Origin of the sequence: Streptomyces sp. NPDC046727 (assembly GCF_040645635.1) — a bacterium.
Lineage (GTDB): Bacteria > Actinomycetota > Actinomycetes > Streptomycetales > Streptomycetaceae > Streptomyces.
This window is the reverse complement of the sequence record NZ_JBEYYR010000001.1, coordinates 210,246-225,416: the sequence shown is the minus strand read 5'-3', so window position 1 is coordinate 225,416 and position 15,171 is coordinate 210,246. Positions and strand designations below refer to the sequence as shown.

Sequence of the window (15,171 nt, the reverse complement as noted above, 5' to 3'; positions counted from 1 at the left end):
TGCGCTATGATCATCACACAGCGAACGGCCGGAAAATCGGCTCGACGCAGTGCGTTGGTGGTCCAAGGAAAGACGTCCCGCTTCCTGCGGGGAGATGCAGGTGCAAGGCCTGCCCGGCGCTCCACTCGATACCCCGCCCCCGGGACTCCGGAGGCGGGGTATCGGCGTTCCTACGGCAACACCTCGCAGTGCAGCCGCCGTTCGGCCCCCACCACCCGCGTCGGCCCCGTCAGCCGCAGCCGCGCCCGGTGCCGTACCTCCGCGCTCGACGGGCCGAGGCGCAGTTCGAGGGCGCCGGGTTCCACCACCCGGGCTCCCGTGCGGTCGGTGAAGGACGACAGGTCCGCGTGGAAGCGGAAGGTGAGGCGGCGGGCGGTGCCCGGGGGCAGCTCCAGCCGCTGGTAGCCGATCAGGCGGACGTCCGGGCGGGTCACCGAGGCCACCGGGTCGTGGAGGTAGAGCTGGACGACCTCGGTGCCCGCCCGGTCGCCGGTGTTGCGGACCGTGAGGGAGATGTCGTACGAGCCGTCCGTGGCGATCTCGGCCGCGGAGCCCGTGAAGTCCTCCCAGACGAACTCCGTGTACGAGCGGCCGTGGCCGAACGGGTACAGCGGCGTCGGGTCCAGGCTGCTGACCTCGCCGGCCAGGCCCAGCGGTGGCTGGAGATAGGTCCAGGGCTGGCCGCCGGGCAGCCGCGGCACGCTCACCGGGAGCCGCCCGGACGGGTCGACCCGGCCGGACAGCACCCCCGCCACCGCGGGGCCGCCCTCCTCGCCCGGGAAGAAGCCCTGCACCACCGCGCCGAGCCGGCCGTGCCAGCGGCCCAGCGCGTAGGGGCGGCCGGTGAGCAGCACCAGGACCACCGGGACGCCCGTCGCCACCAGCGCGTCCAGCAGGTCGGCCTGCACGCCCGGCAGCCGGAGGTCGGTCGCGTCGCAGCCCTCGCCCGAGGTGCCGCGGCCGAACAGGCCCGCGCGGTCGCCCAGCACCGCCACGCACACGTCCGCCTCCGCCGCCCGGGCCACCGCCTCCGCGAAGCCGCCGGTGTCCGGACCCGAGACCCCGCATCCCTCCGCGAACGTCACCTTGGCGTCCGGGAGTTCGGCGCGCAGGGCGTCCAGCACGGTGGGGATCTCGATGCCGAGCGGGATCTCGGGGTGGTGGGTGAGGACGTGGGAGGGGAAGGAGTAGCAGCCGAGCATGGCGAGCGGGTCCGCCGCGCGGGGGCCGACGACCGCGATCCGGGTGTCGGGGGCCAGCGGGAGCACACCGTCCGGGTTGTCCAGCAGGACCACCGACTCCTCCGCCAGCCGGCGGGCCAGCGCCCGGTTCCCCGCCGAGTCCAGGTCGAGCGGGCCCGCCGGCTCCGGACGCCAGTCCTCGTCCAGCAGGCCCAGCTCGCACTTCTGGAGCAGGACCCGGCGGGCCGCGCGGTCCACCAGCTCCTGCGGGACGCGGCCCTCCCGTACGGCCGCCACCAGGGGCTCCCCGTAGCACTTCAGGGTCGGCAGCTCGACGTCGATGCCGGCGTCCAGGGCCAGCCGCGCCGCCTCCGCCTCGTCCGCGGCCACCCGGTGCAGGCTCTGCAGGAAGCCGATGCCGAAGTAGTCGGCGACCACCGTGCCGGTGAACCCCCACTCCTCGCGCAGCAGTCCCGTCAGCAGCCGCGGGTCGGCGGAGGCGGGCACGCCGTCGGTCTCCGTGTAGGCCGCCATCACCGAGCGGGCGCCCCCCTCGCGCAGCGCCATCTCGAACGGCGGCAGGGTGACGTCCGCGAACTCCCGCACGCCCGCCCGCACCGGCGCCAGGTTCCGGGCGCCCGCCGAGGACGCGTACCCCGCGAAGTGCTTGAGCGTGGCGACGACCCCGGCCGACTCCAGCCCGCGGACATAGGCCGTGCCGACCGTGCCGACCAGGTACGGGTCCTCGCCGATCGTCTCCTCGACCCGCCCCCAGCGCGGGTCGCGGACCACGTCCAGGACGGGGGCCAGGCCCTGGTGGACCCCGGCCGCGCGCAGGTCCCGGCCGATGCGGCGGCCCACCTCCTCGACCAGGTCAGGGTCGAAGGAGGCGCCCCAGGCGAGCGGGACCGGGTAGGCGGTGGCCCGCCAGGCGGTGAACCCGGCCAGGCACTCCTCGTGGGCGACGGCCGGGATGCCGAAGCGGTTCGCGGCGGCGATCTTGCGCTGCGCCCGCGCCAGCGCCCGCGCGCCCACGTCCGGGTCCACGGGGGCGGTGCCGAAGGAGCGGGTCAGCTGGCCGAGGCCGTGGGTGATCAGCTCCTCCCATTCGTCGGCGGAGAGGCCGGCGGTCATCTCGCGCTGCAGCGGGGCGACTCCGTCGCCGTCCGTGGCGGCGCCCACCCACACGCCGTACAGCTGGGCCGTCTTCTCCTCCAGCGTCATCCGGGACAGCAGGTCGGCCACGCGGGCGTCGGCGGGCAGGGCGGGGTCGCGCCAAGGAGCGGTGGTCATGGAACTCCCGTCTCGACTCTGCTACGCATCTTCGGCTACGAAGACTTCGAATGTTTCGGCTAACTCATCGAATGTTCCGGGAACCTATGGCGCGACAAGTCCTTCGTCAAGAGGGCCTGCGGGGATACGATCCCGGGCATGAAGCCTTCGAAGCCCCCAGAAACGCAGACGGCGACCCTCGCCGAGATCGCCCGTGAGGCCGGGGTGTCCGCTCCGACTGTTTCGAAGGTCCTCAACGGCCGTGCCGACGTCGCCCCCGCGACCCGCACCCGCGTCGAGGAGCTGCTGCGCGCCTACGGCTACCGGCGCCGCCGCGCCGAGGCCTCCCGCTCGCCCCTGATCGACCTGGTCTTCCACGAGCTGGAGAGCGCCTGGGCGCTGGAGGTCATCCGGGGCGTGGAGAACGTGGCCCGGGACGCCGGCCTGAGCGTGGTCCTGTCCGAGTCGGCCGGCCGGCTCACCCCCGGCCGGACCTGGGCCGACCAGGTCGCCGCCCGCCGCCCGCACGGCGTGGTGCTGGTGCTGTCCGGGCTCGACGAGTCCCAGCGGGCGCTGCTGACCAGCCGCTCCATCCCGTTCGTGGTGATGGACCCGGCCGGCGACCCGGGCCCGGACGTGCCGTCCATCGGCGCCACCAACTGGCAGGGCGGCCTGGCCGCCACCCGCCACCTGGTGGAACTCGGTCACACCCGGATCGGCGCGATCAGCGGCCCGTCCCGGATGATGTGCAGCCGGGCCCGGGTGGACGGCTACCGGGCGGCCCTGGAGACGGCCGGCCTGCCCGTCGATCCCTCGCTCGTGGTGGCCGGCGACTTCCACCACGACGCCGGCTACCGCCTGGGCCTGGAGCTGCTGCGCCGCCCGGACCGGCCCACCGCCGTCTTCGCGGGCAACGACCTGCAGGCGCTCGGCCTGTACGAGGCCGCCCGCGAACTGGGCCTGCGCGTTCCGGAGGACCTCAGCGTGGTCGGCTTCGACGATCTGCCGGTGGCCCGCTGGGTGGGCCCGCCGCTGACGACCGTACGGCAGCCGCTGACCGAGATGGCCGAGGCCGCGGCCCGGCTGGTGCTGGAGCTGGGGCGCGCGCGGGAGGAGCGGGCGGCGACCCGGGTGGAGCTGGCGACCAGCCTGGTGGTGCGGTCGAGCACGGCGGCGCCGGCGGTGGCCGGAAGGTGACGTGTCGACGGGTGGGGTGCCCGCCCCCACACTCCTCCGAAGTCAATCGGCTGCACCGCCGAAACTTTCGGAGGCCCGCGGCATCGCCGCACCCAGTCGGGGGCTGCCGTGTCCCGCGTCAACGCCTCGTACAACGGCTCGGTGCCGGACGGCGGTTCGGTGACGTTCGGTTTCAACGCCTCCTGGAGCGGCAGCAATCCGGCACCCACCGTGACGCTGGGATGAGAATCTCCCGAGAAAGCCGCCGCGCACGGTCTCTGCTAACACTCCCTTCATAATTCGGACGTACGTTCCTGCCGTGACGCGACACGAGGAGCACGACGACGCGGGCGGGCGGGTGGGCCGGCGGCCGAGAGCGCTGAAGATCGTCGGCCTCACCCTGGCGGGCGCCCTGGTGCTGGGCGCGGCGGCGGCCGGCTGGGCGTACCGGCACCTGAACGACAACATCACCAGCGTCGACATCGACAGCGCGCTCGGCGACGACCGGCCCGCCCGGGCGGTGATCAACCCCGCCACGACCGCCTCGGCCGACGCCTCCCCCCTGCCCAGCGGCTCCCTGAACATCCTGGTCCTCGGCTCGGACTCGCGCAGCGGCACGGCCAACCGGGAACTGGGCGGCGGCGACAGTTCCGGCGCCCGGTCCGACACCGCGATGGTCGTGCACATCGACGCGGGCCGGACGAAGGCCACCGTGGTCAGCATCCCCCGCGACACGCTCGTCACCCGCCCGTCCTGCCCGCTCTCCTCCGGCGGCGCCACGACGGTGGCGTACGGCGCCATGTTCAACAGCGCCTACTCGGTGGGCGGTCCGGTGTGCGCGGTGAAGACCGCCGAGTCGCTCACCGGCGTCCGCATGGACCACTACCTCGAAATCGACTTCTCCGGCTTCGCCCGGCTGGTCGACGCGCTCGGCGGCGTCGACGTCACCACCGGCCAGGACATCGACGACGACAAGAGCCATCTGCACCTCAAGGCCGGCGCCCACCACCTCGGCGGCAAGCGGGCCCTGGCCCTCGCCCGCACCCGGCACGGCATAGGCGACGGCAGCGACCTGGGCCGCATAGAACTGCAGCAGACGCTGGTCAAGGCCCTGCTGGAGCGGATGGCGGCCACCAGGCTGCTCACCGACCCGGCCAGGCTGTACCGGGTCGCCGACGCCGTCACCGCCAGCCTCACCACCGACACCGGCCTGGACTCCCTGAGCGAGCTGATGACGCTCGGCCGGAGCGTGCAGGGGCTGACCGCGGACCAGGTGAAGACGGTCACCATGCCGGTCGTCACGGCCCCCTCCGACCCCAACCGGGTGATCGCCGAGGAACCCGAGGCGGGCGACCTGTGGACGTCCCTGCGCTGAGCCGTACAACCCCGAGGGCGGCCCGCGGGTCTGCTGCGGTGACACAGCAGCCGTACACCTGGGAGTTCTCCGTTGTTCCGTTCACGTTCGCAGGCCCGCTGGGCGCTGCCGCTGGCCCTGGGGCTGACCGTCCTCGGACCCACCGCCTGGGCCGCGTCCGGGACCCCGGTGACGAGCGCCGCCCCGGTGCGGGACGACTTCGACGGCGACGGCTACGCCGACCTGGCCGTCGGCGCCCCGCACGGCACGATCGACGGCCGGGCCGGGGCCGGCTACGTCACCGTGATGTACGGCGGCCCGCACGGACCGTCCACCGGCCGGCGCACGCTCGTCAGCCGGTCCACCGCCGGCATCCCCGGCAGCGCGGCCAAGGGCGAGGGCTTCGGCCTCCAGGTGTCCAAGGGCGACCTGGACGGCGACGGCTACGCGGACCTCGTCGTCGGCACCGGCTCACAGCGCGCCGACGCGGTCGTGGTCTGGGGCGGGCCGCACGGCCTCGGGCGCGGCACGTCGATCCCCGCGACCGACACCCAGACCGGTGACTTCGACGGCGACGGGCGGCTCGACCTGGCCGCCTTCCGCACCGGCTTCGCCCCCGGCGACGACCCCGTCGGCACCACCGCCACCCTGTGGAAGGGCCCGCTGGGGCGCAGCGGCACGCCCGCCGCCCGGACCCCGCTCGACCCCGACGGCCTGCGCTTCCTCGACGTCCACGACGGAGCCACCGGCGACCTCAACGGCGACGGCCGCGCCGACCTGGCCCTGTCGGTGTACTGCGGCGACGGCAGCCACTGCACCCGCCTCTACGTCAGCACCCCCGCCGGCCTCACCAACAGCTACTCCTACCCCGCCGGCGACGGCCCCGTGGCCTTCGGCGACCTGAACGGCGACGGCTACGACGACCTCGTCACCACGTACATCGCCGACGAGCGGATCCGGGTGGCGTACGGCTCCGCCACCGGCCTCGGCGGGGCGAACACCTGGCGGGCGTACTGGCAGAACACCCCCGGAGTGCCCGGCACCGCCGAGACGGACGACGGGTTCGGCACCTCGGTCGCCGTCGGCGACGTCACCGGCGACGGCTTCGACGACGTGGCGGTCGGCGTGCCCGGCGAGAACGGCTCCGCGGGCGCGGTCGACCTGCTGCGCGGCAGCCGCACCGGTCTGACCGGCACCGGCGCGCAGGCCTTCACCCAGAACACCCGGGGCGTCCCCGGAACGGCCGAGCGGAACGACGCCTTCGGCCAGGCCGTCGGCCTGCTCGACCTGGGCGGCGACGGCCACGCCGAACTGACCGCCTCCGCCACGGGCGAGGACGGCGGCAACGGCGCGGTCTGGGTGCTGCGCGGGCGCACGTCCGGCCTGGTCACGGACGGTGCCCTGGTCTTCGGCGGGAAGGCGGTGAAGGCGCCGTACACGAAGGCGTCGTTCGGGTCGGAGCTGAAGTAGAAAAATTTCCCGGAGATTTTTCCGCGCCCGTGTCGATCCGCGTGCCGCCCGTTCGACGCATGGGTGAGCGGCGGGGAACGGCCCCGCCGCCCCGACCGAAGGAGTCACCATGCCCCGCTACCTGTCGATCATCCACATCGACGAGTCCTCCGCCCCGGCCGGCGGCCCCAGCGAGGAGCTGATGCGGCGGATGGGCGAGCTGATCGAGGAGGTCACGAAGGCCGGCGTCATGCTCGACACCGCCGGGCTGACCCCCTCCGCCCAGGGCACCACCATGCACTGGAAGGACGGGAAGATCTCCGTCACCGACGGGCCCTTCACCGAGGCCAAGGAGGTCATCGGCGGCTACGCGCTCATGCAGTGCAAGGACAAGGCCGAGGCCCTGGAGTGGACCAAGCGGTTCCTCCAGGTCCACGAGCCGTTCTGGACCGTCTCCTGCGAGGTGCGGGAGGTCGCCGAGGGCTAGGCCCTCTCGTTTGGCCTTCCGCCGGACAGGGTGTTGCATGGTGGGCTGTGGAACCACAGCCCACCGCGGCGCACGCCATCGAGACCGTCTTCCGCCTGGAGTCGCCCCGCGTGATCGCCGGCGTCGCCCGGATCGTCCGGGACGTCGGCATCGCCGAGGAACTGGCGCAGGACGCCCTGGTCGCCGCCCTGGAACGGTGGCCGAGGGAGGGCGTGCCCGACAACCCCGGCGCCTGGCTCATGGCCACCGCCCGGCACCGGGCCGTCGACCTGGTCCGGCGCCGCGAGACCTACGCCCGCAAGCTCGCCGAGATCGGCCGCGACCTGGAGACCACGGCACCCCCGGAGGAGCCCGCCGACCCGGACGCCATCGACGACGACCTGCTCCGGCTGGTCTTCACCGCCTGCCACCCGGTGCTGTCCCCCGAGGCCCGCACCGCGCTCACCCTGCGCCTGCTCGGCGGCCTGACCACGGCCGAGATCGCCCGCGCCTACCTGGTCCCCGAGCCGACGATCGCCCAGCGCATCGTCCGGGCGAAAAAGACACTCGCCACCAAGAACGTCGCCTACGAGGTGCCGTACGGTCCCGACCGCGCGGCCCGCCTCGGTTCCGTCCTGGACGTCATCTACCTGATCTTCAACGAGGGTTACGCGGCCACCGCCGGCGACGACTGGCTCCGCCCCGGCCTGTGCGAGGACGCGCTGCGGCTGGCCCGCGTGCTGTCCGCGCTGATGCCCAAGGAGCCCGAGGTGCACGGCCTGACCGCGCTGCTGGAGTTCCAGGCGTCCCGCGCCGCCGCCCGCACCCGCCCCGACGGCACACCGGTGCTGCTGAAGGACCAGAACCGGCGCCGCTGGAACCGCATGCTCATCGCGCGCGGGGTCCGCGCCCTCGACCGCGCCGACGCCACGGCGGCCGGCCCGCCCGGCCCGTACGCCCTCCAGGCCGCCATCGCCGCCTGCCACGCGCACGCCCACACGTACGAGGAGACCGACTGGCGCGCCATCGCCACCCTGTACGGCCTGCTGGCCGCCCGCGCGCCGTCCCCGGTGGTCGAGCTGAACCGGGCGGTCGCCGTGTCGATGGCCGACGGCCCGGCGGCGGGCCTGAAGCTGGTGGACGCCCTGGCCGCCGCCCCCGCGCTGCACGACTACCACCTGCTGCCCAGCGTCCGCGGCGACCTGCTGACCCGCCTCGGCCGCCCCGCCGAGGCCCGCGAGGAGTTCACCCGGGCGGCGGGGCTGGCCCGCAACGAGAAGGAACGCGAACTGCTGCTGCGCCGGGCGCGGGAGTGCGTCACCCCGCCGGATGACCGATCAGCATCGTCGGTGCCCCGGCCACCCGGGTGAGGAAGACGGTGGCCGCGTTCGGGCCCTGCGGCTTGACCTTGCGGCGCAGTTCCTCCGGCTCGACCGCCGAGCCGCGCTTCTTCACGGTCAGCGTGCCGACCTCGCGCTCCCGCAGCAGGGCCTTCAGCTTCTTGACGTTGAAGGGGAGCCGGTCGGTGATCTCGTAGGCCGAGGCGTACGGCGTCGGGCGCAGGTCGTCGGCCGTGACATAGGCGATGGTCGCGTCGATCAGGCCGCCGCCGAGCTGCTCGGCCACCTCGGCGACCAGGTGGGCCCGGATCACGGCGCCGTCGGGCTCGTACAGGTACCGGCCCACCGGGCGTACCTCCGGATCGGGCAGGCCCCGGCCGAGCAGGGTGCGCGGTCCGGGCAGCAGGGTGGCGCGGACCAGGCCGGGCTCGGTGCCGAACCAGAGCACCGCCTCCTTCACGTCACCGCCGTCCGAGATCCACTCCGCCTCGGCCTCGGCGGGGACCGCCTCGTGCGGGACGCCCGGGGCGATCTTCAGGGCGGCGCGGGGTGCGGCGAGGGCGGCGGCGACCGCCCAGGACAGGGGCGGTGAGTACGCCTCCGGGTCGAAGATGCGGCCCCGGCCGCCGCGCCGCGCCGGGTCCACGAAGACGGCGTCGTAGCCGGCGGTGCCGACCTCGGTGACGTCCGCCTCCCGGACCTCGATCAGCCGGCCGAGGCCGAGCACCTCGGCGTTCGCCCGGGCGACGGCGGCCGTCAGCGGGTCCCGGTCCACGGCCAGCACCCGGATCCCGGCCCGCGCCAGCGCGATGGCGTCACCGCCGATCCCGCAGCACAGGTCGGCGACCGAGGTCACCCCCAGGTCCTTCATCCGGGCCGCCCGGTACGCCGCCACGCTGCTCCGCGTCGACTGCTCGACCCCGTTCGGCGTGAAGAACATCCGCCCGGCGTCCTCCGCCCCGAACTTGGCCGCCGCGCGCTGCCGCAGCCGGGCCTGGCCGAGCGCGGCCGAGACCAGCTCGGCCGGATGGTCGCGGCGCAGCCGGGTGGCCACCGCCAGCTCCTGCGCGGGCTCGGTGTCGCGCACCTCGTCGAGGAGGGCGCGGCCTTCGGGGGTGAGGAGCAGAGCGAGGTCGTTCACCGGCTCATTGTGGGCCAGTCGGTGGATGGTGCGCCTCCGGCGGCGGTGTCGGCCCGGGACGCGGGCCGGCGCCTGGGAGGATCCGGCACCATGCGAGCAGTACTACAAAATGACAAAAACCGGGCGCGGGTCCGGAAGGCGGCCACGGGCTCCGCCGCCCTCGCGCTGGCTGCCTCCGCACTCCTGTCCGGCTGCGCCGACGGCGGCGAACCGGCCACCGGCCAGGGCGGCCCCGCCCGCCCCCTGGACCCGCGGACCCGCCAGGCTGCCGAACACGCCCGCCAGGCCGCCGAACAGGCCCGGCTGGCCGCCGCCGCCCGGCGCTGGGGCCTGGACCGCGCCCCGATCGCACCCCCGGCCCCGCCGGCGGAGAAGCCCAGGATCACCCCGCGGGACGGCTTCGAGGTGGACGGCCAGGAGGAGGAAGACCTCCCGCCGGTCTTCACCACCGTCCCCACCAGGAAGAAGATCGTCTTCCTCACCATCGACGACGGCGCCGAGAAGGACCCCGCGTTCCTGCGCATGATGAGCGAGCTGAAGGTGCCGTACACGGCCTTCCTCAGCAACTACCTCGTCAAGGACGACTACGGCTACTTCCGCAGGATGCAGGCGCAGGGCGTGACCCTCAACAACCACACCCTCACCCACCCCTACCTGCCCGGCCTGTCCTACGAGGAGCAGAAGGACGAGATCTGCGGCATGCAGGCCGTCATGAAGGAGCAGTTCGGCAGGGCGCCCACCGTGTTCCGGCCGCCGTACGGCAACTACGACGGCGACACCCTGCGCGCCGCCAAGGCCTGCGGGATCAGGTACGCGCCCATCTGGGACGAGGAGGTCTTCGTCGACCACTGGGAGTACCGCGACTGGGACCGCAGCCTGCACCCCGGCGACATCGTCCTCACCCACTTCCGCGGCCCGGGCGACTGGGACGGCACGATGGTGGACGACATGCGCCGCTTCCTGAACAAGGTCACGCGCGAGGGTTACGCCGTGGCCCGCCTGGAGGACTACCTGTGAGGCGCGTGCGGGGCCCGGCCGCGGTCCTCGCCTCGGCCCTGCTCCTCACGGGCTGCGCCCAGTCCGTCGACCCCATCGAACGCCTCGGCAAGAAGGCCGCCGAAGGGGTCCGCCCGTCCCGCCCCGCCGCCGACCGCCGCTACCGCCACTGGGGCCTGGCCCGCCCGCTCGCCCGCTCCCCGGTGCACCCCGCCCGGCCGCTCGCCGCGCACCCGGGGGCCCGCGCCCTGCCCCCGGTGGTCGACCACGTCCCCACCCGCGACCCGGTCGTCTTCCTCACCCACGACGACGGCGCCGAACGGGACCCCCGCTTCGTCGACATGGTCCGCGAACTCCGGCTGCCGGTCACCCTGTTCCTCACCGACAGCGTCGCCGCCCCCGGCTACCGCCACTTCGCCCGCCTGCGCGCCCTCGGCGCCGGCATCGAGAACCACACCGTCGACCACCGGGCACCGGCCGGGCTGCCGTACGCCGGCCAGCGCGCCGAGATCTGCGGCCAGCAGGACCGCCTCCGCGCCCGCCTCGGCGTCCGCCCCCGCCTCTTCCGCCCGCCCTACGGCTCCTACGACCCGACCACCCTGCGCGCGGCGGCCGACTGCGGCATCTCCGCGCTCGTCCTGTGGCGCGCCGCCCTCACCCCGGCCGGCCTCGTCTACACGCACGGCCCCCACCACCTGCGCCCCGGCGACATCGTCCTGGTGGGCCCCGAGGAGCCGGCCGGTCCGCCCCTGCGGGAACGCGTGGTGCGGGTGCTGAGGGAGGCTCAGGGGGAGGGGCTCACGGCCGGGCGTCTCGAGGACTACCTGTAGGGGCTTTCGGGGGGCAGTTCCGCGCGACGCGCCGCCGGCATTGGCACTCCGCTTGACCGAGTGCTAATCGCGGTCATAGTCTCAGGTCTGGCACTCCCCACTGGAGAGTGCCAACAACGCGACGGGCAGGTCCGGCACCCGCGACGACGGATCGACCTGGTCGCCACCTCAGACAGTTAACCCCGTGAGATCTCCGAAGGGGGAGGTCGGATCGTGACGACCGCCAGCTCCAAGGTTGCCATCAAGCCGCTTGAGGACCGCATCGTGGTCCAGCCGCTGGACGCCGAGCAGACCACGGCCTCTGGCCTGGTCATCCCGGACACCGCGAAGGAGAAGCCCCAGGAGGGCGCCGTCCTCGCCGTGGGCCCGGGCCGGTTCGAGAACGGCGAGCGTCTCCCGCTCGACGTCAAGGTCGGCGACGTCGTCCTCTACAGCAAGTACGGCGGCACCGAGGTGAAGTACAACGGCGACGAGTACCTCGTCCTCTCGGCTCGCGACGTCCTCGCGATCATCGAGAAGTAATCACCTCAAGCAACTCTCTGCTTTGAGCAGCGCCCCTGGCCCCCGCGATCGATAAGAAGCCGGGCGCCCGGGGCGCTGCGTTTTTCACCCACAGATTTCCGAGAGGGCTCCCGCTGCCATGGCGAAGATCCTGAAGTTCGACGAGGACGCCCGTCGCGCCCTTGAGCGCGGCGTCAACAAGCTTGCCGACACGGTGAAGGTGACGATCGGCCCCAAGGGCCGCAACGTCGTCATCGACAAGAAGTTCGGCGCCCCCACCATCACCAACGACGGTGTCACGATCGCCCGCGAGGTCGAGATCGAGGACCCGTACGAGAACCTCGGCGCCCAGCTGGTGAAGGAGGTGGCGACCAAGACCAACGACATCGCTGGTGACGGCACCACCACCGCCACGGTCCTGGCCCAGGCGCTCGTCCGCGAGGGTCTGAAGAACGTCGCCGCCGGCGCCTCCCCGGCCGCCCTGAAGAAGGGCATCGACGCCGCCGTCAAGGCCGTCTCCGACGAGCTGCTCGCCTCGGCCCGCCCGATCGACGAGAAGTCCGACATCGCCGCCGTCGCCGCGCTGTCCGCCCAGGACCAGCAGGTCGGCGAGCTGATCGCCGAGGCGATGGACAAGGTCGGCAAGGACGGTGTCATCACCGTCGAGGAGTCCAACACCTTCGGTCTGGAGCTGGACTTCACCGAGGGCATGGCCTTCGACAAGGGCTACCTGTCGCCGTACTTCGTGACGGACCAGGAGCGCATGGAGGCCGTCCTGGAGGACCCGTACATCCTCATCAACCAGGGCAAGATCTCCTCCATCCAGGACCTGCTGCCGCTGCTGGAGAAGGTCATCCAGGCCGGTGCCTCCAAGCCGCTGCTGATCATCGCCGAGGACGTCGAGGGCGAGGCCCTCTCCACCCTCGTCGTCAACAAGATCCGTGGCACCTTCAACGCCGTCGCGGTGAAGGCCCCGGGCTTCGGCGACCGCCGCAAGGCGATGCTCCAGGACATGGCGGTCCTCACCGGCGCCACGGTCATCTCCGAGGAGGTCGGCCTCAAGCTCGACCAGGCCGGCCTGGACGTGCTGGGCTCCGCCCGCCGCGTGACGGTCACCAAGGACGACACGACCATCGTCGACGGCTCCGGCAAGTCCGAGGACGTCGTGGGCCGCGTCAACCAGATCAAGGCCGAGATCGAGAACACCGACTCCGACTGGGACCGCGAGAAGCTCCAGGAGCGCCTCGCGAAGCTGGCCGGCGGCGTGTGCGTGATCAAGGTCGGCGCCGCCACCGAGGTGGAGCTGAAGGAGAAGAAGCACCGTCTGGAGGACGCCATCTCCGCGACCCGCGCCGCGGTCGAGGAGGGCATCGTCTCCGGTGGTGGCTCCGCCCTGGTCCACGCCTCCAAGGTGCTGGAGGGCAACCTCGACAAGGCCGGCGACGAGGCCACCGGTGTCGCCGTGGTCCGCAACGCCGTGGTCGAGCCGCTGCGCTGGATCGGCGAGAACGCCGGCCAGGAGGGCTACGTCATCGTGTCCAAGGTCAAGGACCTGGACAAGGGTCAGGGCTACAACGCCGCCACCGGCGAGTACGGCGACCTGGTCAAGGCCGGCGTCATCGACCCGGTCAAGGTCACCCGCTCCGCCCTGGAGAACGCCGCCTCCATCGCCGCCCTGCTGCTCACGACCGAGACCCTGGTCGTCGAGAAGAAGGAAGAGGAAGAGCCGGCCGCCGCGGGCCACGGCCACGGCCACGCCCACTGAGCCGAGCGCTCCCGAGCGAAGGCCCGGTACCCCGGACGGGGAGCCGGGCCTTCGCCCTGTCCGGCTACCGCTCCAACTCGTCGAGGGCGCCCAGCTGCTGCATCAGGCCCAGCTGGTCGTGCTGCCACCACATTTCGGCGATCTTGCCGGCCGCGCCGAACCGGAACAGCGTCAGCCCGGTCATGGTGACCTGCCTGCCGGTGGCCGGGATCCCCAGGAAGTCGCCCTTGTGCGTGGCGTTCCAGGTCCAGCGCGCGCAGGCCCGGTCGGCCTGGGCGAACACGTCGTCGACCGTGAACGCGAAGTCGAAGGCGCCGCGCCACATCCGGAACTCGGCGCGGACGTTGTCCAGTCCGATGGTGTCCTGCGGGTTCATCGGATCACGGCTGTGGATGTCCTCGTCGAGCAGGTCGTTGAGCGGAGGCAGCTCGTCCGCGGCACACAGCGCCTCCAGGAACCTGCGCACGGTGTCCTCGGACAGACGCTCGTCCCGTACGACGTCCAGGTCGGTGAACGTCGGCATCTCGTCGCACAGCGCGACCATCTCCCGGAAGATCCGGTCGGTCTCCGGGAGGTTCGAGTTCCGCATCGCCTCCTCGTACGAGGGGAACTCCACCACTTCGACGACATGCGACGTGTCCGAGCGGTCCGTGCCGACCACCGCGTGCGTCGCCGTCCGCTTCCCCTTGGTCTGCTGGACCCAGTCGTCCATGAGCCGGTTCATCTCGTCCAGCCGGCTCGTCCTGCACTCGATGAGCTGTACGAAGGTCATGACGCTGCCTCCGGGCCCCCCTGGTCCGGTACCGTCCCGCCCATTTTCCCACCGGGACGGCAGCGTCACCCGCCCGTCACTGCGGCCCGTACCTGCGCCCCGTACGGGAACTGATGCCGCCCAGCAGCCCACGCGGCGTCACCTTCGCCAGGCCCATCAACGCCTTGTACCGGGGATCCGGGACGGACAGCGACTTGCCGCGCGCGAGGTCGGCCAGGGCCGCCGCGACCAGCTTGTCGGCATCCAGCCACATCCAGCCCGGGATGTTGTCCGTGCCCATCCCGGCCCGCTGGTGGAACTCGGTGCGCACGAACCCCGGGCACAGCGCCATCAGCCGGACCCCGCTGCCGGCCAGGTCCCTGGCCGCGCCCTGGGTGAACTGCACGACCCACGCCTTGGACGCGCCGTACGTGCCGCGCGGGAGGAACGCGGCCACCGAGGCGACGTTCACCACCCCGCCCCGGCCGCGCTCGCGCATCGCCCCGGCCGCCGCCGACGTCAGCCGGAGCACCGCCTCGCAGTGCACCTTGAGCATCCGCAGCTCGTCCGCCATCGACACGTCCAGATAGCGGCCCTTGTTGCCGAAACCGGCGTTGTTGATCAGCAGGTCGACCGGGTTCTTCCGGTCGCCGAGCCGCTCGGCCACCGCCTCGATGCCCTTGTCCTGCGCGAGGTCGGCGGTCAGCACCTCCACCTCGATGCCGTGCCGGTCGTGCAGTTCGGTCGCCTGCTCGCGCAGTCGCCCGGTGTCCCGCGCCACCAGGACGAGGTCATGCCCGTCCGCCGCGAGCCGCCGCGCGAAGGCGGCACCGATCCCCGCGGTCGATCCTGTAATCAGAGCCGTTGTCATGGCCCAAGGGTAGTGACCCGGACCGTCAGCCTCCGCTGCCCGCGCCCACCGCGCCCCGCGTGCCGCCGACGGCCTCTC

The 15,171-nt window shown here is 73.0% G+C and carries 13 protein-coding genes and 1 pseudogene; 10 read left to right on the top strand and 4 right to left on the bottom strand.

What is annotated here, in order from left to right; genetic code table 11:
- Window positions 1–170: 170 nt before the first annotated feature.
- Entirely contained in the window at window positions 171–2,474 is a 2,304-nt protein-coding gene (locus ABZ937_RS00940; protein ID WP_361684279.1) for a glycoside hydrolase family 3 N-terminal domain-containing protein, read from the bottom strand.
- 138 nt (window positions 2,475–2,612) lie between these two features.
- Here ABZ937_RS00940 and ABZ937_RS00935 point away from each other — a divergent pair, with 138 nt between their 5' ends.
- The 6 genes and pseudogenes from ABZ937_RS00935 (at window position 2,613) to ABZ937_RS00910 (ending at window position 8,268) form a co-directional block, all read left to right on the top strand.
- Complete coding sequence (locus ABZ937_RS00935) at window positions 2,613–3,650, top strand: LacI family DNA-binding transcriptional regulator (protein ID WP_361684277.1); 1,038 nt, start codon at window positions 2,613–2,615, stop codon at window positions 3,648–3,650.
- A gap of 90 nt (window positions 3,651–3,740) precedes the next feature.
- Window positions 3,741–3,875: pseudogene (locus tag ABZ937_RS00930) on the top strand (cellulose binding domain-containing protein); the annotation flags it as partial.
- A 73-nt stretch (window positions 3,876–3,948) separates the two neighbouring features.
- Entirely contained in the window at window positions 3,949–5,004 is a 1,056-nt protein-coding gene (locus ABZ937_RS00925; RefSeq protein ID WP_361684275.1) for an LCP family protein, read from the top strand.
- A gap of 72 nt (window positions 5,005–5,076) precedes the next feature.
- Window positions 5,077–6,453, top strand: coding sequence for an FG-GAP-like repeat-containing protein (locus tag ABZ937_RS00920; RefSeq protein ID WP_361684273.1), 1,377 nt, complete (start codon window positions 5,077–5,079; stop codon window positions 6,451–6,453).
- A 109-nt stretch (window positions 6,454–6,562) separates the two neighbouring features.
- On the top strand, window positions 6,563–6,919 hold the full coding sequence (locus tag ABZ937_RS00915) for a YciI family protein (protein WP_361684271.1): 357 nt from the start codon (window positions 6,563–6,565) through the stop codon (window positions 6,917–6,919).
- 47 nt (window positions 6,920–6,966) lie between these two features.
- Complete coding sequence (locus ABZ937_RS00910) at window positions 6,967–8,268, top strand: sigma-70 family RNA polymerase sigma factor (RefSeq protein WP_361684269.1); 1,302 nt, start codon at window positions 6,967–6,969, stop codon at window positions 8,266–8,268.
- On the opposite strand, the gene ABZ937_RS00905 is transcribed toward ABZ937_RS00910, so the two are convergent.
- Complete coding sequence (locus tag ABZ937_RS00905) at window positions 8,216–9,379, bottom strand: methyltransferase domain-containing protein (RefSeq protein WP_361684267.1); 1,164 nt, start codon at window positions 9,377–9,379, stop codon at window positions 8,216–8,218. The two genes, ABZ937_RS00910 and ABZ937_RS00905, sit on opposite strands and share 53 nt — an antisense overlap.
- 90 nt (window positions 9,380–9,469) lie before the next feature.
- On the opposite strand from ABZ937_RS00905, the gene ABZ937_RS00900 reads away from it, so the two are divergent.
- From ABZ937_RS00900 to groL, 4 genes are all read left to right on the top strand, one after another.
- Window positions 9,470–10,396 (top strand): polysaccharide deacetylase family protein, encoded by a 927-nt coding sequence (locus ABZ937_RS00900; protein WP_361684265.1) that lies wholly within the window; start codon window positions 9,470–9,472, stop codon window positions 10,394–10,396.
- Window positions 10,393–11,205: a polysaccharide deacetylase family protein gene (locus ABZ937_RS00895; protein ID WP_361684263.1), complete on the top strand. Its 813-nt coding sequence runs from the start codon at window positions 10,393–10,395 to the stop codon at window positions 11,203–11,205. The genes ABZ937_RS00900 and ABZ937_RS00895 overlap by 4 nt, the downstream gene beginning before the upstream one ends.
- Before the next feature lie 213 nt (window positions 11,206–11,418).
- Complete coding sequence (gene groES / locus ABZ937_RS00890) at window positions 11,419–11,727, top strand: co-chaperone GroES (protein ID WP_004955293.1); 309 nt, start codon at window positions 11,419–11,421, stop codon at window positions 11,725–11,727.
- A gap of 118 nt (window positions 11,728–11,845) precedes the next feature.
- Window positions 11,846–13,471: a chaperonin GroEL gene (gene groL / locus ABZ937_RS00885; protein WP_361684261.1), complete on the top strand. Its 1,626-nt coding sequence runs from the start codon at window positions 11,846–11,848 to the stop codon at window positions 13,469–13,471.
- 64 nt (window positions 13,472–13,535) lie between these two features.
- Here the strand turns inward: groL and ABZ937_RS00880 are convergent, their stop codons facing one another.
- Both ABZ937_RS00880 and ABZ937_RS00875 read right to left on the bottom strand, forming a co-directional pair.
- Complete coding sequence (locus ABZ937_RS00880; RefSeq protein ID WP_361684259.1) at window positions 13,536–14,243, bottom strand: ester cyclase; 708 nt, start codon at window positions 14,241–14,243, stop codon at window positions 13,536–13,538.
- 76 nt (window positions 14,244–14,319) lie between these two features.
- Window positions 14,320–15,093 (bottom strand): SDR family oxidoreductase, encoded by a 774-nt coding sequence (locus ABZ937_RS00875; protein WP_361684257.1) that lies wholly within the window; start codon window positions 15,091–15,093, stop codon window positions 14,320–14,322.
- Between the last annotated feature and the right edge of the window lie 78 nt (window positions 15,094–15,171).

Coding starts and splice junctions, on each gene's coding strand:
- ABZ937_RS00940 (WP_361684279.1), bottom strand. CDS start 2,474: ATGACCACCGCTCCTTGGCGCGACCCCGCCCTGCCCGCCGACGCCCGC.
- ABZ937_RS00935 (WP_361684277.1), top strand. CDS start 2,613: ATGAAGCCTTCGAAGCCCCCAGAAACGCAGACGGCGACCCTCGCCGAG.
- ABZ937_RS00915 (WP_361684271.1), top strand. CDS start 6,563: ATGCCCCGCTACCTGTCGATCATCCACATCGACGAGTCCTCCGCCCCG.
- ABZ937_RS00900 (WP_361684265.1), top strand. CDS start 9,470: ATGCGAGCAGTACTACAAAATGACAAAAACCGGGCGCGGGTCCGGAAG.
- groL (WP_361684261.1), top strand. CDS start 11,846: ATGGCGAAGATCCTGAAGTTCGACGAGGACGCCCGTCGCGCCCTTGAG.
- ABZ937_RS00880 (WP_361684259.1), bottom strand. CDS start 14,243: ATGACCTTCGTACAGCTCATCGAGTGCAGGACGAGCCGGCTGGACGAG.
- ABZ937_RS00875 (WP_361684257.1), bottom strand. CDS start 15,093: ATGACAACGGCTCTGATTACAGGATCGACCGCGGGGATCGGTGCCGCC.